General features: G+C 67.8%; 20 protein-coding genes. 10 read left to right on the forward strand and 10 right to left on the reverse strand.

Going from position 1 to position 18,690, the window contains the following annotated elements:
- Positions 1–95 precede the first annotated feature (95 nt).
- From glk to purD, 5 genes are all read right to left on the reverse strand, one after another.
- Positions 96–1,061 (reverse strand): glucokinase, encoded by a 966-nt coding sequence (gene glk / locus FHS31_RS09675; RefSeq protein WP_167073349.1) that lies wholly within the window; start codon positions 1,059–1,061, stop codon positions 96–98.
- Between the two features lie 8 nt (positions 1,062–1,069).
- The gene (locus FHS31_RS09680; RefSeq protein ID WP_167073350.1) at positions 1,070–2,410 is read right to left on the reverse strand and encodes a UDP-glucose dehydrogenase family protein; all 1,341 of its coding nucleotides are present in this window, start codon (positions 2,408–2,410) and stop codon (positions 1,070–1,072) included.
- A gap of 70 nt (positions 2,411–2,480) precedes the next feature.
- Positions 2,481–3,275: a pyrroline-5-carboxylate reductase gene (proC, locus tag FHS31_RS09685; protein ID WP_167073175.1), complete on the reverse strand. Its 795-nt coding sequence runs from the start codon at positions 3,273–3,275 to the stop codon at positions 2,481–2,483.
- 19 nt (positions 3,276–3,294) lie between these two features.
- On the reverse strand, positions 3,295–3,822 hold the full coding sequence (locus FHS31_RS09690; RefSeq protein WP_167073176.1) for a hypothetical protein: 528 nt from the start codon (positions 3,820–3,822) through the stop codon (positions 3,295–3,297).
- Between the two features lie 165 nt (positions 3,823–3,987).
- Positions 3,988–5,265: a phosphoribosylamine--glycine ligase gene (gene purD / locus FHS31_RS09695; protein WP_167073177.1), complete on the reverse strand. Its 1,278-nt coding sequence runs from the start codon at positions 5,263–5,265 to the stop codon at positions 3,988–3,990.
- 106 nt (positions 5,266–5,371) lie between these two features.
- Here purD and xseA point away from each other — a divergent pair, with 106 nt between their 5' ends.
- From xseA to FHS31_RS09710, 3 genes are all read left to right on the forward strand, one after another.
- Complete coding sequence (xseA, locus tag FHS31_RS09700; protein ID WP_167073178.1) at positions 5,372–6,796, forward strand: exodeoxyribonuclease VII large subunit; 1,425 nt, start codon at positions 5,372–5,374, stop codon at positions 6,794–6,796.
- An 11-nt stretch (positions 6,797–6,807) separates the two neighbouring features.
- Positions 6,808–7,005, forward strand: a complete 198-nt coding sequence (locus FHS31_RS09705) for a DUF2093 domain-containing protein (RefSeq protein WP_167073179.1) — start codon at positions 6,808–6,810, stop codon at positions 7,003–7,005.
- A gap of 149 nt (positions 7,006–7,154) precedes the next feature.
- Positions 7,155–8,051: a M23 family metallopeptidase gene (locus FHS31_RS09710; protein WP_243843389.1), complete on the forward strand. Its 897-nt coding sequence runs from the start codon at positions 7,155–7,157 to the stop codon at positions 8,049–8,051.
- A gap of 151 nt (positions 8,052–8,202) precedes the next feature.
- Here the strand turns inward: FHS31_RS09710 and FHS31_RS09715 are convergent, their stop codons facing one another.
- The gene (locus FHS31_RS09715) at positions 8,203–8,766 is read right to left on the reverse strand and encodes a helix-turn-helix domain-containing protein (RefSeq protein ID WP_167073181.1); all 564 of its coding nucleotides are present in this window, start codon (positions 8,764–8,766) and stop codon (positions 8,203–8,205) included.
- Positions 8,767–8,866: 100 nt separating this feature from the next.
- Here FHS31_RS09715 and FHS31_RS09720 point away from each other — a divergent pair, with 100 nt between their 5' ends.
- The 4 genes from FHS31_RS09720 (at position 8,867) to FHS31_RS09735 (ending at position 11,458) form a co-directional block, all read left to right on the forward strand.
- On the forward strand, positions 8,867–9,382 hold the full coding sequence (locus FHS31_RS09720; RefSeq protein ID WP_425057212.1) for a DUF6456 domain-containing protein: 516 nt from the start codon (positions 8,867–8,869) through the stop codon (positions 9,380–9,382).
- Between the two features lie 133 nt (positions 9,383–9,515).
- Positions 9,516–10,259, forward strand: a complete 744-nt coding sequence (locus FHS31_RS09725) for a TlyA family rRNA (cytidine-2'-O)-methyltransferase (RefSeq protein ID WP_167073182.1) — start codon at positions 9,516–9,518, stop codon at positions 10,257–10,259.
- A gap of 194 nt (positions 10,260–10,453) precedes the next feature.
- Entirely contained in the window at positions 10,454–10,750 is a 297-nt protein-coding gene (locus FHS31_RS09730) for an accessory factor UbiK family protein (RefSeq protein WP_167073183.1), read from the forward strand.
- Between the two features lie 198 nt (positions 10,751–10,948).
- A complete protein-coding gene (locus FHS31_RS09735) occupies positions 10,949–11,458 on the forward strand; it encodes a type III secretion system chaperone family protein (RefSeq protein WP_167073184.1) in 510 nt (169 codons plus the stop codon).
- 105 nt (positions 11,459–11,563) lie between these two features.
- Here the strand turns inward: FHS31_RS09735 and FHS31_RS09740 are convergent, their stop codons facing one another.
- The 3 genes from FHS31_RS09740 to FHS31_RS09750 form a co-directional block, all read right to left on the reverse strand.
- On the reverse strand, positions 11,564–12,901 hold the full coding sequence (locus tag FHS31_RS09740; protein ID WP_167073185.1) for a glutamate--tRNA ligase: 1,338 nt from the start codon (positions 12,899–12,901) through the stop codon (positions 11,564–11,566).
- Positions 12,902–12,908: 7 nt separating this feature from the next.
- Positions 12,909–14,042: an acyltransferase family protein gene (locus FHS31_RS09745; RefSeq protein ID WP_167073186.1), complete on the reverse strand. Its 1,134-nt coding sequence runs from the start codon at positions 14,040–14,042 to the stop codon at positions 12,909–12,911.
- A gap of 130 nt (positions 14,043–14,172) precedes the next feature.
- A complete protein-coding gene (locus tag FHS31_RS09750; protein WP_167073187.1) occupies positions 14,173–14,670 on the reverse strand; it encodes a DUF2306 domain-containing protein in 498 nt (165 codons plus the stop codon).
- 312 nt (positions 14,671–14,982) lie between these two features.
- On the opposite strand from FHS31_RS09750, the gene FHS31_RS09755 reads away from it, so the two are divergent.
- Both FHS31_RS09755 and FHS31_RS09760 read left to right on the forward strand, forming a co-directional pair.
- Entirely contained in the window at positions 14,983–15,756 is a 774-nt protein-coding gene (locus FHS31_RS09755) for a LytTR family DNA-binding domain-containing protein (protein WP_167073188.1), read from the forward strand.
- A gap of 43 nt (positions 15,757–15,799) precedes the next feature.
- A complete protein-coding gene (locus tag FHS31_RS09760; protein ID WP_167073189.1) occupies positions 15,800–16,735 on the forward strand; it encodes a ribose-phosphate pyrophosphokinase in 936 nt (311 codons plus the stop codon).
- Positions 16,736–16,939: 204 nt separating this feature from the next.
- Here FHS31_RS09760 and FHS31_RS09765 read toward each other — a convergent pair whose 3' ends face one another.
- Entirely contained in the window at positions 16,940–17,839 is a 900-nt protein-coding gene (locus FHS31_RS09765) for an MBL fold metallo-hydrolase (RefSeq protein WP_167073190.1), read from the reverse strand.
- Between the two features lie 71 nt (positions 17,840–17,910).
- On the opposite strand from FHS31_RS09765, the gene hisN reads away from it, so the two are divergent.
- On the forward strand, positions 17,911–18,678 hold the full coding sequence (hisN, locus tag FHS31_RS09770; RefSeq protein ID WP_167073352.1) for a histidinol-phosphatase: 768 nt from the start codon (positions 17,911–17,913) through the stop codon (positions 18,676–18,678).
- Positions 18,679–18,690: the final 12 nt, after the last annotated feature.

Consider the following 18,690-nt stretch of genomic DNA (forward strand, 5'->3'; position numbering starts at 1 on the left):
AGGGGGAGGATGCGGCGACCTATGATAGGGCGGCCCCGACCGCCCCCTCCGACGCCTCTGGCGCCACCTCCCCCTAGCGGGGGAGGAAAAGCAATTTAGCCCACCCGCTTCGCATATGCCGCCGCAGCACCCAGCAAGCCCGGCTGCGGATAGGTGATCAGCTTCACCGGGATCGACGCCATCCGCCGCTCGAAGCGGCCCTTGGCGGTGAAGCGTTCGGCGAAGCCCGAGAGCGCCAGCCGGTCCTTGAGCCGCAGGCCGAGCCCGCCCGCGATCACCACCCCGTGCGCGCCATGCTCCAGCGCCAGATCGCCGGCCACCGCGCCCAGCGACAGGCAGAAGCGATCGAGCGCCGCCGCCGCATGGGGATCGCTGCCCTCCAGCGCGGCGGTCCACAGCGTCTTGTCGTCGCCGGGCACCACCGCCCGCCCGTCGCGCTGCGCCAGCGCCTGATAGATTTCCGAAAGGCCGGGGCCGGAGACGATCCGTTCGTTGGAGACGCGGCGATAGCGTTGGCGGGCCAGCGCCAGGATCGCATCCTCGATCACGTCCAGCGGCGCGAAATCGCCGTGGCCGCCCTCGGTTTCGATCACATGCAGGCCGCTCGCATCGCGCAGGATCAAAGCCACGCCGAGCCCCGTGCCCGGCCCGACGACGCTGATCACCCCGGTTGCGGGCAAAGGCTCGTCCGGCCCGCACAGATGATGCAGATCGTGCGGCTCTACCGCCGCGACCGCATAAGCGACCGCGCCGAAATCGTTGATCAGCAGGAAATCATCGACATCCAGCTCCTGCTTCAAGGCGGAGGGCCGGATCACCCAGGGGTTGTTGGTGAGCTTGATCGCATCGCCCTCGATCGGGGCGGCGATGGCGATCACCACCGCGCGGGGCAGCTTGCTTCCCGCTTTCTCCTCGAACGCGCCCCAAGCCAGCGCGAAGCTCGCATAATCGGCGGTATGGAGCGTCACCTCGGGCGCAATGGACGTGACCTTGCCGCCCGCCACATCGGCGATCGCGAAGCGGACGTTGGTCCCGCCGAGATCGACCGCGACGACCTGGATCATGGCGTTCAGCCCTCGGCCTTGGCCAGCTCCCCGACGAGGCCGTTGCCGCGGCCGACGCTGGTATAGTCGAAGCCCGCCTTCTCGGCCTCATCGATCGGGTAGATGTTGCGCAGATCGACCAGCACCGGCGTCTTGAGCAGGCCCTTGAGCCGGGCGAGATCGAGCGCGCGATAGGCATCCCATTCGGTGACGATCACCAGCGCATCGGCCCCGTCCGCGGCCGCATAGGGATCGGCGACGAATTCGACGTCCTTCAGCACCTTGGCGGCCTGCTCCACGCCCTCGGGATCGTGCGCCTTCACGGTGGCGCCCGCATCCTGCAGCGCCTGGATCACCGCCAGACTGGGGGCATCGCGCATGTCATCGGTGTTGGGCTTGAAGGTCAGACCCAAGATGCCGACGGTCTTGCCGCGCACATCGCCGCCCATCGCCTTGATCACCTTGCGGCCCATCGCGCGCTTGCGGGCATCGTTGACCTGCACCACCGCCTCGACGATCCGCACCGGCGTATCATAATCGTCGGCGGTCTTGAGCAAAGCCAGCGTATCTTTGGGGAAGCACGAACCGCCATAACCGGGGCCGGCGTGGAGGAACTTGGCGCCGATGCGGCCATCGAGGCCGATGCCGCGCGACACATCCTGCACATTGGCGCCGACCGCCTCGCAGAGATCGGCGATCTCATTGATGAAGGTGATCTTGGTCGCCAGGAAGGCGTTGGCGGCATATTTGATCAGCTCGCTCGTCCGCCGCGCGGTGAACAGGATCGGCGAGCGATTGAGATAGAGCGGGCGATAGATGGCACGCATCACCTCTTTCGCTGCCTCCTCCTCGGTGCCGACGACGACGCGATCGGGACGCTTGAAATCGTCGATCGCCGCGCCTTCGCGCAGGAACTCGGGGTTGGAGCAGACGTAGATCTCCTTGCCCGGCGCGCCCTCGCGCATGATCCGCTCGACTTCGTCGCCGGTGCCGACGGGCACGGTCGATTTGGTGACGATCACGGTCTTGCCCTTCACCGCCTTGGCGATCTCTTCCGAGGCGGCATAGACATAGGAGAGATCGGCATGGCCATCGCCGCGGCGGGACGGCGTGCCGACCGCGATGAACACCGCGTCCGCATCGGCGACGCCCGCGGCGAGATCGGTGGTGAAGGACAGGCGGCCCGCCTTGACGTTGGTCGCGACCAGCGCATCCAGGCCCGGTTCGTAGATCGGCATGACGCCGGCCTCGAGCTTTTCGATCTTGGCGGCGTCCTTGTCGACGCAGATCACGTCATGCCCGAAATCCGAAAAACAGGCGCCCGAGACGAGCCCGACATAGCCCGTACCGATCATCGTAATGCGCATCATCTACCCCTGTGAACCCGCATGAAGCGCCTTTGCCTCTAACCGCTGCACCCTGCTTTGCAATGCAGCATCAGCGCGCGGCGGCGGCCATTTCCCGATTGCGCAGGATCGCGGCCTGCAGCGTATCGCGCAGCAGCGGGCGCAGCGCCTCGGGCTGATCGAGCACATCCAGCCCCTTGCGCGTGCTGCCACCCGGGCTGGCAACGCGATCGGCGAGCGCACCCGGGCTCTCCTCCGATCCCGCCGCGAGCAGCCCCGCGCCGGCGACGGTGGCGATCGCCATCCGCTCGGCCTGTGCGGGATCGAGGCCGACGTCGGCCCCTGCCGCCGCAAGCGCATCGATAAAGCGGAACAGGAAGGCCGGGCCCGATCCGGCCAGCGCGGTGACCGCATCGAACAGGCTCTCGTCCACCCATTCGACCAGACCGAGCGGCGCCATCAGCCCGGCGATGCGCTCTTCCTCGGCGATGCCGTCGGTGCAAAGCGCGACGACCCCTTGCCCGATCACGACCGGCGTGTTGGGCATGGCGCGAACGATGGTATGCGGCGTGGGGAAGCGCTGGCGCAGCGCGGCGAGATCAACGCCCGCCAGGATCGACACCAACAACGTCTCGGGCGCCAGCAGCGGCGCGAGCCAGGGCGCGACCGCATCGATCATCTGCGGCTTGACGCCGAGCAGCACCATGGCCGGCACCGCGCCATCGGGCGGCGCGGAATCGAGCACGGTGACCCCCTCGGCAAAGGGCGCGCCCGATTTGCGGATGATGGTGAGCTGCGCGGGATCGAGCCCGGTTTCCAGCCACCGCCGCAGCATCGCGCCCGCCATATTGCCGCAGCCGATCGACCAGATCGGGCCTTCGATCATGCTTCCATCCTTAGCTGCGTCACCCGAGCTTGCCGTAGGCCTCCTCGAACGCCGCGGTATCGCCCTTGGCCAGCAAGCGCGCCTGTTCCACCCATTTGTCCCGCCGGATGCGGCCCTTGAACGCGCCAAGTTGCGCGTCGATCGCCTGGACATCGCCCTCGTCCCACGCTGCGATCTGCGCGAAGGTGGTGACGCCGAGTTCGTTGAGCCGGGTCGCGGCCTTGGGGCCGAGGCCCTTGAGCGTGGTCAGCGTATCGCCCGCATGCGTCACCTGATCCTGGCCCGAAGGATGCGCGTCCAGCCCCATGAACTGATCGACGACATCCTCGATCGCCGCCGAAACCTCCGAACCGACGCCATGGCCTTCGGCGGTGGGCGCAGTGGCCGGAGCGGGCGTGACTTTGGCGACCGGCGCGGGGCGCTGATTGAGCATCGCCTCGGGCTTGCCCTCGAACGACACATGCTGCTTGCGGCCACGGACAAGGAAGAAGAACAGCGCGACCAGAACGACGATCACGGCGATGATAAGGATCGTAGTCTGGTTCATGACATCCCTGTTGTGTGCGGGCCTGGTGCACCGGCTTGCGCGCGCCTCTAGCTTCCCGAATGCGATAAAGGCAAGTTAGGGCAGTACCCACCTCGCTAACTCGTTTGTGTCGAGCGAAGTCGAGACACGTCCCTCGACTTCGCTCGGGACAGACGGTGTTGTGGCTTACCTCCGCTCCCGCGCCACTTCGCGCCAGCCGATGTCGCGGCGGCAGAAGCCGGAGGGGAAATCGATCCGGTCGACCGCGGCATAGGCCTTGGCCTGCGCTTCGGTGACGCTCGCGCCGGTCGCGGTCACCGCCAGCACGCGGCCGCCGTTGGCGATGAGCTGCCTATCCCGCAGCGCCGTGCCCGCCTGGAAGACGATCGCCCCGCCCCTCTCGGCGGCTTCAATCCCCGCGATCGATCCGCCTTTCTCGGGCGTGCCCGGATAGCCCTTCGCCGCCAGCACCACGGTCAAGGCGGTACGATCGGCCAGCGTGGGAGGATCGGTCTCGCCCAGCCGCCCCTCGGCCACTGCCAGCATCAGATCGATCAGGCAGCCGCCGAAGCGCGGCATCAACACCTGCGCCTCGGGATCGCCGAAGCGCGCATTATATTCGATCAGCTTCGGCCCCTCGGCGGTGAGCATCAGCCCCGCGTAGAGTACGCCGGCATACGGCGTGCCCGCCTCCGCCATCGCCTTGACCGTGGGTGCGATGATCTCGCGCATCGCTCGGGCCTCAAGCTCGGGCGTCAGCACGCGCGCCGGGCTGTAGGCGCCCATACCGCCGGTGTTGGGGCCGATATCGCCATCGCCGACGCGCTTGTGATCCTGTGCCGATCCAAACGGCACGAAGCTGATGCCATCGGTGATCGCGAAGAAGCTTGCCTCCTCGCCCTCCAGAAATTCCTCGATCACCACCTCGGCGCCCGCGCCGCCGAACGCGCCATCGAACATATCGTCGATCGCCGCTACTGCCTCCGCAGCGGTAGCAGGGATCACCACGCCCTTGCCCGCCGCGAGGCCGTCCGCCTTGATGACGACCGGCAGCCCGAAGCGGGGCAAAGCAGCCTTGGCATCGGCGGCATTGGTAAAGCGACCATAAGCGGCGGTCGGGATGCCGGCCCGGGCGCACAGATCCTTGGTGAAGCCCTTCGATCCTTCGAGCTGCGCGGCGGCGGCGGTCGGCCCGAACACCAGCACACCATCCTCCTTCAGCCGATCCGCCAGCCCTGCGACCAAAGGCTGCTCCGGCCCGACCACCACTAGCCCGACATTCTCGTCGCGCGCGAAGGCGACGATCGATTCGATGTGCGCGGGATCGAGATCGACGCATTCGGCATGCTGCGCGATCCCCGGATTTCCGGGCGCGGCGTAAAGCTTGGTCAGCCGCGGCGATTGCGCCAGCTTCCACGCCAGCGCATGCTCGCGCCCGCCCGAACCGATGAGCAGGACGATCATCCTATCTATCTTCCCTCTTCCCCGTTCGTCCCGAGCGTAGTCGAGGGACGTGCAACGGGCGCTGTGCTAACGTGTCTCGACTTCGCTCGACACGAACGGAGAAATAATGGCAAGTCTGGTCGATACTCCAGTTCCCGGCGACAATTCACCCGCGCTCACCGTCTCCGAACTTTCCGGCGCGCTCAAGCGATCGGTGGAGGATGCTTTCTCCCATGTCCGCGTCCGCGGTGAGATTTCGGGTTATAAGCGCGTGGCCTCGGGCCATTCCTACCTAACGCTCAAGGACGATCGCGCCTGCATCGATGGCGTGATCTGGAAGGGAACACCGGTCAATTTCCGGCCCGAGGATGGTGCCGAGGTGATCGCCACCGGGCGGCTGACCACCTATCCCGGCCGTTCGCGCTATCAGATCGTGATCGAGCAGCTTGAGCTGGCCGGCCAGGGCGCGCTGATGGCGTTGCTCGATCAGCGCCGCCGGGCGCTGGCGGCGGAGGGGCTGTTCGCGGCCGAGCGCAAGCGCGCCCTGCCCTTCCTGCCGCGCACGATCGGGGTGGTCACCTCGCCCACCGGCGCGGTGATCCGCGACATCCTCCACCGCCTCGCCGATCGCTGCCCCAGCCACGTCATTCTCTGGCCGGTGGCGGTGCAGGGGGAGGGCGCGGCGGCGCAGGTGGCGGCGGCGGTGCGCGGCTTCGCGCTGCTGCCGGAGCCGCCCGAGCTGATCATCGTCGCGCGCGGCGGCGGCTCGATCGAGGATCTGTGGGCCTTCAACGAGGAGGCGGTGGTCCGCGCCGTCGCCGAATCGCCGATCCCGATCATCTCGGCGGTCGGGCATGAGACCGACACGACGCTTTGCGATTATGCCGCCGACGTCCGCGCGCCGACGCCGACCGCCGCCGCCGAGATGGCGGTGCCGGTGCTCGCCGATCTCGCGGCGGGAGTGCAGGAATTGTGGCTGCGCGCGGGCCGCTGCGCGCGCCGCTATCGCGATCATGGCGCCGAACGGCTGGGCAATGTCGCGCGCCGCCTGCCGCCGCCCGATCGCTTGCTCGCGCCCCAGCGCCAGCGGCTCGACGACGCGGGCGATCGCCTGCCGCGCGCGCTCGGCCGCCACCTTGCCGAAGCGCGGAGCGAACTGGCGCAGACCTCGGGCGCGCTCCGCCCCGCCTTGCTGACTGCGCGCGTGTCGCGCGGCAGGGAACGGCTCGGCGCGCTGCGGCTCAGGCCGCAATTGATCCAGCACCGCCTGACCGATGCCAGCGAGCGCCTCGCCCGGTTGTGGCGCGTCGCCGAGCAGCTCCATCCCGATAAGCCGCTGGCGCGCGGCTATGCGCGGGTCGAGGCGCGCGACGGCCATACTGTCGCCAGCGCGGCGCAGGCCAAGGCGGCAAACGCCGTGACGCTGGTTTTCGCCGATGGGCGGGTGGCCGCGCGGGTTGAGGATGGCGCGCCGCCTTCCTATGATCGGCCCCAAGCCTCCAAACCAACGCGCGCAAAACCCGCGCCAATCGAGCAGCCCAAGCTGCTGTAAGGACAAGACCGATGCTGATGGCCCAAGGCCGCCCCGCCCGGCTCCACTATATGGCGAACACCTTCCGCGTGCTGGCGCCGGGCGATCATGTCGTCTGCGCGGCGAGCGGCGAGCGGATCGCGATTGACGACCTCCGCTATTGGAGCGTTCGCCGCCAGGAACCCTACGCCACCGCCGACGCCGCCACCGCTGCCGAGCGGGTGGGTTGAACATTGTTATCAACCCCTCCCCTTCAGGGGAGGGGCTAGGGGTGGGGTGCGCCGACGGGGGCTCGATGCCCCCGGCGGCGCTTTTGCAGCGGGCGTCGACGCTCGCTTCGCTCGCCCCCACCCCAACCCCTCCCCTGAAGGGGAGGGGCTTGAGTGCTGCGACAGCCCTCCTCCTCCTCGCCGCCTGCGCCGAACGCCAGACCGCGCCCGGCCCGCACACCCTGCCGCCGCCGCCCGGCCAACCCATCGCCCCGCCACCCCCGCAGATCGTCAGCCCCACGCTGTTCCAGCTCAAAGGCGAGGTCACCCAGGGCACCCTGCTCTACGGCACCGCGCCCAAAGACACCGCCCTCCTGCTCCTCGACGGCAAGCCGCTCCGCTTTGCCGCCGACGGCCGCTTCGTCATCGGCCTCAACCGCGATGCCCCGCCCACCGCGCTGCTCGAAGCGCGCCTCGCCGACGGTCGCCTGCTCCGCCTGCCGCTCACCGTCACGCCCCGCCAGTGGGACATCAGCAACCTGCCCACGCTGCAGCGCGGCGGCACGGCGACACCCGCGCAGAAGCGCATCCGCGACGCCGAGATCGCGCAGATCGCCGCCGCCAAGGCGGTCAACGCGGAGAGCGATGGCTGGCGCGGGCCATGGGCGTGGCCGGCGGTGGGGCGGATCAGCACGCTGTTCGGATCGCAGCGCACCTATGCCAATGGCGTTTCGGGCGCGCCGCACGGCGGCATCGATATCGCCCGTCCCACCGGCTGGCCCGCGCTCGCGCCCGCCGATGGTGTCGTGGTGCTCGTCACCGATCATCCCTTCACGCTGGAGGGCAATATGGTGATGATCGATCATGGCATGGGGCTGGTCTCGGCGATCATGCACTTGTCCGCGATCGAGGTGGTGAGCGGCCAGCGCGTCACGCGCGGTGAGGAGATCGGCAAGGTCGGCATGACCGGCAGCGCCACCGGCCCGCACCTGCATTGGGGCGTAACGTGGAATGCAAGCGCACGGTTGGACCCGCTGCTGATCGTCGGGCCGATGCCGAAGCCCTAAATCCTCCCCTGCAAGGGGAGGTGGCAGCCCGCAGGGCTGACGGAGGGGTGTCACCCTCTCGACAGCGGGACACCCCTCCACCATTCGCTGCGCGAACGGTCCCCCTCCCCTTGCAGGGGAGGATCGATGGGCAAACGGTCAGTCGAACTATCTACAGCCCCCGCACCAATTGCTTCGCCACCGCGATCCACGGCGCATCGGCGATCACCACCTGCCGGCTGCCCGCGCCGGGCGGCAGCAACAGCAGCCGATCGCCCTCCCGCCCGATCATCCGCCCGAAGGCGAAGCGGCCCGCCGGGCGCGGCGCCAGCACATCGCGGTTGAGCGCGGTGGCGAAGGCCTCGGGCGCCAGCCGCTCGCACCACAAAATATCCCCCGCGCGATAATCGCCGATGCTCTCGCTGATCCGCACCGCGACATGCGCGGGCAGCACCACCGGCGGCACGACGCGCTGCTGATGCTTCGGGGCATGCGCACCCTGATGGCCGACTTCGGCGGCGAGCGGCAGATCAGCCTGTTCGGGCAGCCGCACCAGATCGCCGGCCGCAACGCCCAGCGCAGCGGCGATGCGGTTGAGCCAGCCGACCGATACGGTGCGCGTGCCCGTCTCCAATCGGCCGATCGTTTGCGCGGTAGTCGGCGGCACGCACGCATCGGCGACCTGCTGCAGGGTCATGCGCTTGGCGCGGCGCACCTCGCGGATGTTGGTTATCATCAAATCCCTCAATATAACCGTGTGGGTTATTTATCGCTGTCCCACAGCGCGTTTGACGTGGCAAGCCCAAAATCGAGTCGGGCAATCGGGAGACGAACGGGTGGAAGCGGACAAGCAGGCGAACGGCGGCAATAGGCGGCGCATTCTGGTGGAGCGCGCATTACCCGATCCGGTCGGCGTGGCGAGCGGCGTGCGGCGGCGCGGACCGGCGCGGACGGTGACGGTCAATCTCGCCGAATCGCCGCTCGGCTGGCTGCTGGCGCGCGGGCTGGTCTCGCTCCGACAGCATGATGCGGGCGTGCGGCTGCGCGATGATTGGACGATGGCGGGGCTCGGCCCGCGCGTGACGATGCGCTGGGACGCCATGCCCACCGCCAAGGGCGCGCGCGGCCCCGATGCCCCGCTCGATCCCACGCTCGCCGGAATCGCCGCCAAGCGCCGCTTCGATGGCGCGATCGCGGCGGCGGGACAGGGATTGTCCGATGTGCTGTGGCGGGTGGTCTGCAGTGGCGAAGGGCTGGAAGCCTGCGAGCGCGCGCTCGGCTGGCCCAAACGTGCGGCAAAGCTGGTGCTGCTGATGGCGCTGGATCGCGTCGCGGACTATTATCGGCTGTGAAATCCTCCCCTGGAAGGGGAGGTGGCGCGCGGAGCGCGACGGAGGGGTGTCAACGGTGCGATTTTCCCAAACGGTGACACCCCTCCACCGGCCTGCGGCCGGTCCCCCTCCCCTTGCAGGGGAGGATCATTAGGTGCCCAAAATCCGCATAGATCAGGCGCTTGTCGATCGCGGCCTCGTCGAAAGCCGCAGCCGCGCGCAGGCGCTGATCCTCGCGGGCCTCGTCTATGCGGGGGAGCGCAAGGTGGCCAAGGCGGGGGAAGCGATCGCCGAGGATCAGCCGCTGGAGGTGCGCGGGCGCGATCATCCCTGGGTGTCGCGCGGCGGGCTCAAGCTCGATCATGCGCTCGAATGGTTCGGCTGGGATGTCGGCGGGGCGGTGGCGATGGATGTGGGATCGTCGACCGGCGGCTTCACCGATGTGCTGCTCGCGCGCGGCGCGGCGCGGGTCTATGCGGTGGATAGCGGCACCAATCAGCTCGCCTGGAAGCTGCGGCAGGACACGCGCGTCGTCGTGCTCGAACAGACCAACGCCCGCTATCTGACCGGCGAGGATGTGCCCGAGGCGATCGATCTGATCGTCTGCGATGCCAGCTTCATCGCGCTCGCCAAAGTCCTCGCCCGCCCGCTGGAGTTTGCCAGCGTCCGCGCGCGGCTGGTCGCGCTGATCAAACCCCAGTTCGAGGCCGGGCGCGCCGAGGTCGGCAAGGGCGGAGTCGTCCGCGATCCCGCGATCCACGCGCGCGTCTGCGCCGAGGTCGAGGCGTGGGTGGAGCTGCAGGGCTGGCATGTCGACGGCATCGTCCCGAGCCCGATCACCGGCCCCGAAGGCAATGTCGAATTCCTGATCGCGGCGACGCGGCGGGAGGGATTTTGAACCGCGACATTGGCCTCACTTTCCCCTCACCTTTCGCACTCCTCAACTTCCTCAACTTCGCCCTTCCCGTTTGTCCCGAGCGTAGTCGAGGGACGTGTCTCGACTTCGCTCGACACGAACGGGTAAGGTTGGGACGTTGCACTTCCCACAATCCGTCGCCATCTGACGTTCAACAGTTCGACCGGAGCCCACCCATGCAGACCGAAAACAAGTTCTTCGAGGATTTCGCCAAGATGGCCAACGGCTTCGCCGGCACCTTCGCCGGCATGGGGCGTGAGGCCGAGGCGGGGCTGCGTGAGAAGTTCAAGGGGCTGATGGGCGGGATGGATTTCGTCAGCCGCGAGGAATTCGAGGCGGTGAAGGCGATGGCTGCCGCCGCGCGCGACGAGGTGGAGGCGCTCAAGGCCGAGATCGCCGCGCTCAAGCCCGCGCCCGAAGGCGATGCGCCGACCGCCGACAATCCCGAGCCCGGCAAAAAGGCCAAGCGCTAATCCCGGACTTTTCCACAGCTTTATGCCCGGCCGCGCTAGGCTTGGCAGACCCCGTGCGTTACGGTTTGTTCGGCACCGGCCCGCTCCCCCACCCGGCCTCCCATCCAGGATACGCTGTGGGAGGCCGGGTTGGGGAGCGGGCCGGTGCCGCCCGCAGGTCAGCGCCGCTGACCTGCGTCTAACGAGCGAGGCTGGTCTATGATCGCTGAGGATTTCGAGAGCGAGCCGCTGGGCGAGGTGCCGATCGATACGATCGAGCAATATTGCGAGGCGCATAACTGGTCTTTCGAACGTGTTTCCGATGACGAACTGGTCGCCACCGTCGCGGGCAGCTGGACCAAGCATGAGCTGCGCGCGGTGTGGCGCGAGGCCGATCGCGTGCTGCAATTCCTGGCGCTGCCCGATATCCGCGTCCCCACCGATCGCCGCGGCGCGCTTTACGAGACGATCGGGCTGGTCAACGAACAGCTCTGGCTCGGCCATTTCGAGCTGTGGTCATCGAGCGGCATCCTGCTCTTCCGCCATGCCGCCTTGCTGGACATCAACGCGGACAGCGCGCTCAGCCTCGATCATGCCGAGGCGCTGATCGAAGCCGCGATCGACGAATGCGAGCGTTTCTATCCGGTCTTTCAGTTCGTATTGTGGGGCGGCAAGAGCCCGAGCGAGGCGATCGCCGCGGCGCTGATCGATACGGCGGGCGAGGCGTAACAGCCTAGCCGCGGTCCGTTCCGTCATCCCGGGATCCGCCCCATTCCGGGTTCGGAGCCAGCGGGTGGGTGGATGCCGGAACACGTCCAGCAGGGCGATGAGATATTAAGCAGCCGCCCGCTCCAGCCGCGCCACCACCCGCGCTTGACCGATCAATGGCAGCAGGCTCGCCATATCGGGGCCGTGATCATGGCCGGTCAGCGCCTGGCGCAGCGGCAGGAAAAGTCCCTTGCCCTTGCGCCCCGTTTCTTGCTTGAGCCGGTTCGTTAGCGCAGCCCAGGGCTCGGCGCTCCAATCGATCTCCGCCGCCACCCGTGCCGCCGTGGCGAGATAGGCGCCGTCCTCTTCATTCACTGCGGGCGCATCGATCTCCCCCGCCAGCACGGCAACCCAATCGCTGGCCTGATCGATCCGCGTCAGATTGGGGGCAATCACCGGCCAGGCGGCAGCGTCGATTGCTGACGGCAGGCGATCCGCCACCGCCGCATAGGGCAGCAGGTGGATCATCTTGGCGTTGAGTGCCTTCAATTCCTCGAGATCGAACCGCGCGGGCGCGCGGCCGAAGCGGGCGAAGTCGAGGGTCTCGGAAAGCGTATCGAGGCCGGTGACAGGCTCGACGGGATCGCTGGTGCCGATCCGCGCGAGCAAAGCAGCGAGCGCCAGCGGCTCGATCCCTTCCTCGCGGAAGGCATCGGCGCCGAGCGAGCCGAGCCGCTTGGAAAGCTTGCCCTCACTGCCGACCAGCAGGGCTTCGTGCGCAAAAGCGGGGGCCGTCGCGCCCAGCGCAGCGAACATCTGCAATTGCAGACCGGTGTTGGTGACATGATCCTCGCCGCGCACGACATGGGTGACGCCCATGTCGATATCGTCGATCACGCTGGGCAGCATGTAGAGCCAGCTGCCATCGGCGCGGCGGATCACGGGATCGCTCTGCAGCGCGGGATCGATCTTCTGGTGCCCGCGGACGAGATCGTACCATGCGATCGGGGCGGTGTGATCGAGCTTGAAGCGCCAGTGCGGTGCGATGCCCTTGGCCTCGAGCGCCGCCCGCTCCTCATCGCTCAGCCTGAGCGCGGCGCGATCGTAGATCGGCGGCAGACCGCGCCCGGCCAGCACCTTGCGCTTGAGGTCCAACTCGTCCTGCGTCTCATAGGCGGGATAGACGTGCCCCGCCGCGCGCAATTCCTCGAAACGCCGCTCGTAAAGATCGAAGCGCTCGGATTGGCGCACCATCCCATCCGGCGCGGTGCCGAACCAGGCGAGATCGGTCTGGATCGCGTCGGCGAACTCCACCGTCGATCGGGCGAGATCGGTATCGTCGAGGCGGAGCAGGCAGCGCCCGCCGTGCTTTTTCGCCCACAGCCAATTGTGAAGCGCGGTACGCAGATTGCCGACATGGAGCCGGCCCGTCGGCGACGGGGCGAAGCGGGTAACGACTGTCATGCGCGGCTTATGCGAGCAGGCCGCGCGGTGGTCCATCCCGGTGCGCGGGCTTGACGCGGAACAGGCGGCGCAGGCCCTCGGTCACAGGCTTGAGCGCGCGCGCCACCGCCGGCTCGGCCCAGCGCGCCAGCAGCCAGGCGAGCGCCATCATCGCCGCCGTCACCAGCAAGGGCGGCAGCAGCACGGGCATCACCGTCTCCCGCGCCAGCACCGCGATCAGCCCGACGCCGATCGCGCTGTGCACCAGATAGAGCGGGTAACTGACGAAGCCGACGAACAGCAGCCAGCGCGCCTCCAGCAGCCGCTGCGCCAGCGCCGATTGCTGGACCCAGGCGAAGAACAGCACCGAAAGGCCGAGCGAGATCCGCGTCGTCTTCTCGATATTGTCGGGAATGTCGGTGGTGAGCGAAGCGATCAGGCCCATCGCCAACGCCAGCGCGAACAGGCCGCGATCCCGATCCTTGCGCGCCTTGAAGAAGAGCGCCCCGCTTGCGAACCAGCCGAAATAGCCGCAGCCGAGATTTTTCAGGAAGCGGTAGGGTGGCTTGAGATAAGGGACAAGCGCATAATCGTGCGCCAGCGGCGGCATCATCACCACCGCGATCCACAGGCCGATCAGCGCCGCGAGCGACCGCTGCCAGCCGATGCGGAAATAGAGCAGCCCGATCACCACGTAGAATGCCGCCTCGACATACAGCGACCAGAAGGCGCCATCCAGCGAGCGGACGTTGAGCCCGAAATAGCGGATGAAGTAGAAGGGGTTCACAAGCGTCAGCCCCGGCATCAGATCGAGCGCGTGCGCCTGCCCCCCCGGCATCCAGCGCGCCATCGGCTGCGCGGCGCAATAGATCAGCACCGATCCGATCAGCATCGCGGGGAACAGCCGGATCCAGCGCCGCAGCATGAAATCGACGAAGCCGGTGCACCGCTCCAGCGTCATAAAGATGACGTAGCCGGAGATCAGGAAGAACAGGTTCACCCCCGCCCAGCCCTGCCGCACCACGGGCCAGTAAGCGAAGCGGCCTCCGTAAGGCAGGTGCATCGCATAGACCGGGCCGAGATAATGCCAGGCGAGCACCAGCAGGATCGCCAGACCCCGCAAGCCATCCAGATAGAGGATCCGCTCCTGCCCCTTGTGCATCGGCGCGGCTTATCAGCGACTTGCGCGCCGCGCTAGATTGTTGGCCACACCGTGCTCCGGCGAAGGCCGGAGCGCTGGAGAGGTGAGCACTGACGCCGCCAGCGCTCCGGCCTTCGCCGGAGCACGACAGTCAGCCAAACAGCCAGCTCCCCAGCAACCGCCCCGGCAGGAACACGAACAGCCCCGCCACGATCAGCCCGATATAGACATTGGTCATCACGCGCCGGTGCTTGCTGACCTGCCCGCGCATCGCCATCACCACGCCGCGCGGCACGCTGACCAGCACGACCAGCGAGAGGATGTGGATCCAGCTCAAATGCCCCGAACTCCGCACGCCGAAGCTGGCGAGCGCCGTGACGATCATCAGGATCACCCAGGTGCGGCCGAGCATCCGATGCAACCGATCGCCCTTGCGCCGGATCATGACATAAGCGCCGAGCGGCAGCGCCGGGATCACCGTGGCGAGATGCACCGCCAGCCACGGCGACACGCCCGCTATCGGCACGCCGCTGTTCAGCCGCCGAACGACCGCGATCAGCAGCATCGATCCAACTAGAATCGCGCCGCCGACGATCATCTTGGAAGGCGCGCGATAGGGGGTTGGGCGATCGATTGCGAGGCTGGCCATTGAGTGTCTCCTGGGTGTTGTCGGGAGATGAGCGGCAGCACAGCAGGCCCGCAATCGCGCTTACGCCGAGGGTGCCAAAACCTTCGTGGGCGGTTGACAGAAACCGTTCGCGCTTCGTGAATGGTACGCGATGATCTGGCCAGCAACAACAACCCCTCCCCTTCAGGGGAGGGGCATAGGGGTGGGGGCGCGCGTCTGCGCGCCTCGAAGAATCAGCCACCGGCCGCCACCTAAAGCAACGTCGGGGGCATCGAGCCCCCGCCGCCGCTATCCCACCCCCAACCCCTCCCTTGAAAGGGAGGGGCTTTGGTGATGACCGCCCGCATCCGCGATATCATTGCCGAGCTGTTCTTGATGACGGCGCTGGGCCTGGTCATGGGGCTGATCGGGCCGATGGGCAGCTTTGCGATGCCGCTGCTGCCGCGGACGCTTAACTGGATCGCCCTGTCGCTGCTCGGTTACGCCTGCTTCAGGCCCGTGATCGCGGCGGGGCAGGTGCTCACGGAACAGACCGGCCTGCCTTATGGGATCGCGCTGGTGCTCGCCTGCGCGATCGCGGCGATCCCGACAGCGGCGATCGTCTGCTGGCTGGGTGCGGGCTTCCAGATCGATCGGGTCAGCCTGGCGGGCATGACCAAGGTCTATCCTTATGTGCTGATCGTCGGCGGCATCGCCACTGCGGTCCAGCTGCTGGCCTTCCGCCATCGGACTGCCGCGCCGGCCGCCACGCCTGAGCCCGTTGCCGCGCCCGCCATCGTCGAAGCACCCCCGCCCCGCCCGGCCTTCCTCGATCGCCTGCCGCCTCACCTTGGCAGCGACCTGCTCGCCCTTGAGAATGAGGACCATTATGTCCGCGCACACACCGCCCAGGGCAGCACGCTGATCCTGATGCGGCTGCGCGATGCGGTCGCCGAGCTTGAGGGGATCGAGGGCGCGCGGGTGCATCGCAGCTGGTGGGTGGCGCGCGCTGCGGTGGCGGAGGTGGTGCGGCGCGATCGGGCGACCGCGCTCCGGCTTGTAAACAAGCTGGACGTGCCCGTCGCGCGCAGCGAATTGCCCGGGCTTCGCGCCAACGGCTGGTTGTGATCCACGCACGCGCCGCTATGAGCCAAGCGCGGGAGGCGACGACATGAAATTGATGACCGGCAACGCGAACATGGTGCTTGCGCGCGAGATCGCCGCTTATCTGGAAACCTCGCTCACCGATGCCGCCGTTCGCCGCTTCGCCGATGAGGAAGTGTTCGTCGAAATCCACGAGAATGTCCGCGGCGAGGATGTGTTCGTCGTCCAATCGACCGGCTACCCGGCCAACGACAATCTGATGGAATTGCTGATCTGCATCGATGCGCTGCGCCGCGCATCGGCCAAGCGCATCACCGCCGTGATACCCTATTTCGGCTATGCGCGGCAGGATCGGAAGCCCGGCCCGCGCACGCCGATCTCGGCCAAGCTGGTCGCCAACATGATCACCGCCGCGGGCGCCGATCGCGTTCTCTCCATCGATCTCCATGCCGGGCAGATCCAGGGCTTCTTCGATATTCCGACCGACAATCTCTATGCGGCGCCGGTGATGTCCGCCGACATCAAGGCGCGCTTCGGGGATCGCAATCTGATGGTCGTCTCGCCAGACGTCGGCGGCGTGGTGCGCGCGCGGGCGCTCTCCAAGCGGCTCGACAACGCCCCCCTCGCCATCGTCGACAAGCGCCGCGAGCGCGCGGGCGAGAGCGAGGTGATGAACATCATCGGCGACGTGCGCGGCCGCTTCTGCATTCTGATCGACGATATCGTCGATTCGGCGGGAACGCTCTGCAACGCCGCCGCCGCCCTGCGCGAATCCGGGGCCGAGGATGTCGTCGCTTATGTAACGCACGGCGTGCTTTCGGGCGGGGCGGTGGCGCGGGTCGATGGATCGGCGCTGCACGAACTGGTGATCACCGATTCGCTGGCGCCGAGCGCGGCGGTGCAGGCATCGGACAAGATCCGCCTGCTGCCGATCGCGCCTTTGCTCGCCGAAGCGATCAAGCGCATCGCCGACGAAACCTCGGTCTCCAGCCTGTTCGATTAAAGTCGAATCTCACCCCTCCCCTTCGGGGGAGGGGACGGGGGTGGGGCAGCGGCGACGGGGCGGCCCGCCCTGAGCGCCTGCCTTGCAGGCCGTCGAAGGGCCCCCGGCGGCGCTTTGCGGCGCAGCGGCTGAGAGTCTTTTGGGCGCGCAGACGCGCGCACCCACCCCCAACCCCTCCCTTCAAAGGGAGGGGCTGTTACCGCCTCACTTGTCGCGCGGAGGCACCGGGGCGATGATGAAATCGTTGTGGATTTGGCGCTCGCCGGGCGTCGTCAGCGGGGCTTTCAGTCCGGTCTGCAGTTCGGTGATGCTGTCGGGCGACAGTTCCAGCCGATGCTCGTGCGGGTGGGACGGCGCGCGCTGGGCATAATCCTTGCCCGGCACATCGGTCATCTCGATATGCGCCCCGAGCGCGGCGCGGATCGGATGCGCGGCGGCGAAGGCCGCGAGGCGGTCCACGCTCGCCCGCTCCTCCTCGATATGGTTGACGGGCACATAGAGCCGGCCGGGATAGAGCGCATCGCCGGAGAAGAGCAGCTTGAGCTTCGGATCATAGACCATGATGTGTGCGATCTGGTGGCCGGGCGTGGGGATGATGCTCAGCGTACGGCCGCCGAGATCGAAGGTGCCGATGCTCTTCGGCCAATCGGCGATGCCGAAGGCGCGCGCGACCTCCTCGGGGCTGTGGCCGACCACGATCGTATCGGGGCGATTGGCGAACTCGGCATCGCCGGCGATATGATCGCCGTGGGAATGGCTATGCGCGACAGTGAGCGACACGGATGTGCGATGGTGGGCCGCCAGCCACTCCTCGATCAGGCGATCGATGGTGGGGCGGATCTTGAGGCCACCGGCGCCGCTGTCGATCAGCAACGCGCGCTCTTTGCCGAAGACCAGGTAGAGGAACGGCCCTTCGAAATTGGTCTTGATCGATTGGCGGATGACGAAGGTGTCGGCATCCAGCCGCTGCACCTGCGTTTCCGGCTCGTTCGCGGCGGTGCCATCGATCCACGGCTGCGCGAACAAGATGGGCGGTGCAGCGGCCGCGAGGGGGGACGCGATCAGCGCCGATGCCAACGCCCATGCCATTGCCGATGTCTTCATGCCGCCTCCTCCGCTTGCTTGGCTGCTCTATCGCCCATCGACGGCCCCGGGTCATGGGGTTAGAAATGCGTATGGCGCCCGACGATATTGCCCTTGCTCACGCCCTCGCCGATGCCGCGGGGGACGTGATCCGGCCCTTTTTCCGCCGCCGCTTCACGATCGAGACCAAGGCGGACGCCTCCCCCGTGACCGAGGTCGATCGCGCGGTGGAGGCGGCGATCCGCCAACTGCTGGCCGCGCACCGCCCCGACGATGGCGTGATCGGCGAGGAATATGGCGAGGACCGGCCGAAGGCGGAGCGGGTGTGGGTGATCGATCCGATCGACGGCACGCGCGCCTTTCTCGCCGGGCGGCCCTTGTTCGGGACGTTGATCGCGCTGCTGGAGGCGGGCGAGCCGGTGCTGGGCGTGATCGATCAGCCGATCGCGCGCGATCGCTGGCTGGGCGCCAAGGGGGAGCGGACCACGCTCAACGGCGCGCCTGCCGAAACGCGCGCCTGCGCGGCGCTCGCCAAGGTGCATATCGCCACCACCGGGCCCTCCTATTTCAAGGGCGATAGCTGGGCGGCGTTCGAGCGGCTTCGGGGGGAGTGCCGGGATGTGCTGTGGGGCGGCGATTGCCACAATTACGGCCTGCTCGCCTCGGGGCATCTCGATTTGGTCGTCGAGGCCGGGCTCAAGCTTTACGATTTCGCCGCTCTGGTGCCGGTGGTGGAGGGCGCGGGCGGGCGGATGACGGACTGGAACGGGAAGCCGCTCGGCGCGGAGAGCGATGGGCGGGTGATTGCGGCGGGTGATCCGGGGCTGATCGAGGCGGCGGTGGAGGTGCTGGCCTGCTGACTCAAACTACCG

Origin of the sequence: Sphingomonas vulcanisoli (assembly GCF_011761305.1) — a bacterium.
GTDB classification, from domain to species: Bacteria; Pseudomonadota; Alphaproteobacteria; order Sphingomonadales; family Sphingomonadaceae; genus Sphingomonas_I; species Sphingomonas_I vulcanisoli.

Excerpts from the sequence above, each read along its gene's own strand:
- purD (WP_167073177.1), bottom strand. The coding sequence starts at position 5,265 with ATGATCGTCCTGCTCATCGGTTCGGGCGGGCGCGAGCATGCGCTGGCG.
- FHS31_RS09745 (WP_167073186.1), bottom strand. The coding sequence starts at position 14,042 with ATGCACAAGGGGCAGGAGCGGATCCTCTATCTGGATGGCTTGCGGGGT.
- FHS31_RS09730 (WP_167073183.1), top strand. The coding sequence starts at position 10,454 with ATGCAGACCGAAAACAAGTTCTTCGAGGATTTCGCCAAGATGGCCAAC.
- proC (WP_167073175.1), bottom strand. The coding sequence starts at position 3,275 with ATGATCGAAGGCCCGATCTGGTCGATCGGCTGCGGCAATATGGCGGGC.
- FHS31_RS09765 (WP_167073190.1), bottom strand. The coding sequence starts at position 17,839 with ATGAAGACATCGGCAATGGCATGGGCGTTGGCATCGGCGCTGATCGCG.
- FHS31_RS09690 (WP_167073176.1), bottom strand. The coding sequence starts at position 3,822 with ATGAACCAGACTACGATCCTTATCATCGCCGTGATCGTCGTTCTGGTC.
- FHS31_RS09680 (WP_167073350.1), bottom strand. The coding sequence starts at position 2,410 with ATGCGCATTACGATGATCGGTACGGGCTATGTCGGGCTCGTCTCGGGC.
- hisN (WP_167073352.1), top strand. The coding sequence starts at position 17,911 with ATGGCGCCCGACGATATTGCCCTTGCTCACGCCCTCGCCGATGCCGCG.
- FHS31_RS09760 (WP_167073189.1), top strand. The coding sequence starts at position 15,800 with ATGAAATTGATGACCGGCAACGCGAACATGGTGCTTGCGCGCGAGATC.
- FHS31_RS09740 (WP_167073185.1), bottom strand. The coding sequence starts at position 12,901 with ATGACAGTCGTTACCCGCTTCGCCCCGTCGCCGACGGGCCGGCTCCAT.
- xseA (WP_167073178.1), top strand. The coding sequence starts at position 5,372 with ATGGCAAGTCTGGTCGATACTCCAGTTCCCGGCGACAATTCACCCGCG.
- FHS31_RS09705 (WP_167073179.1), top strand. The coding sequence starts at position 6,808 with ATGCTGATGGCCCAAGGCCGCCCCGCCCGGCTCCACTATATGGCGAAC.
- FHS31_RS09750 (WP_167073187.1), bottom strand. The coding sequence starts at position 14,670 with ATGGCCAGCCTCGCAATCGATCGCCCAACCCCCTATCGCGCGCCTTCC.
- FHS31_RS09735 (WP_167073184.1), top strand. The coding sequence starts at position 10,949 with ATGATCGCTGAGGATTTCGAGAGCGAGCCGCTGGGCGAGGTGCCGATC.
- FHS31_RS09755 (WP_167073188.1), top strand. The coding sequence starts at position 14,983 with ATGACCGCCCGCATCCGCGATATCATTGCCGAGCTGTTCTTGATGACG.
- FHS31_RS09715 (WP_167073181.1), bottom strand. The coding sequence starts at position 8,766 with ATGATAACCAACATCCGCGAGGTGCGCCGCGCCAAGCGCATGACCCTG.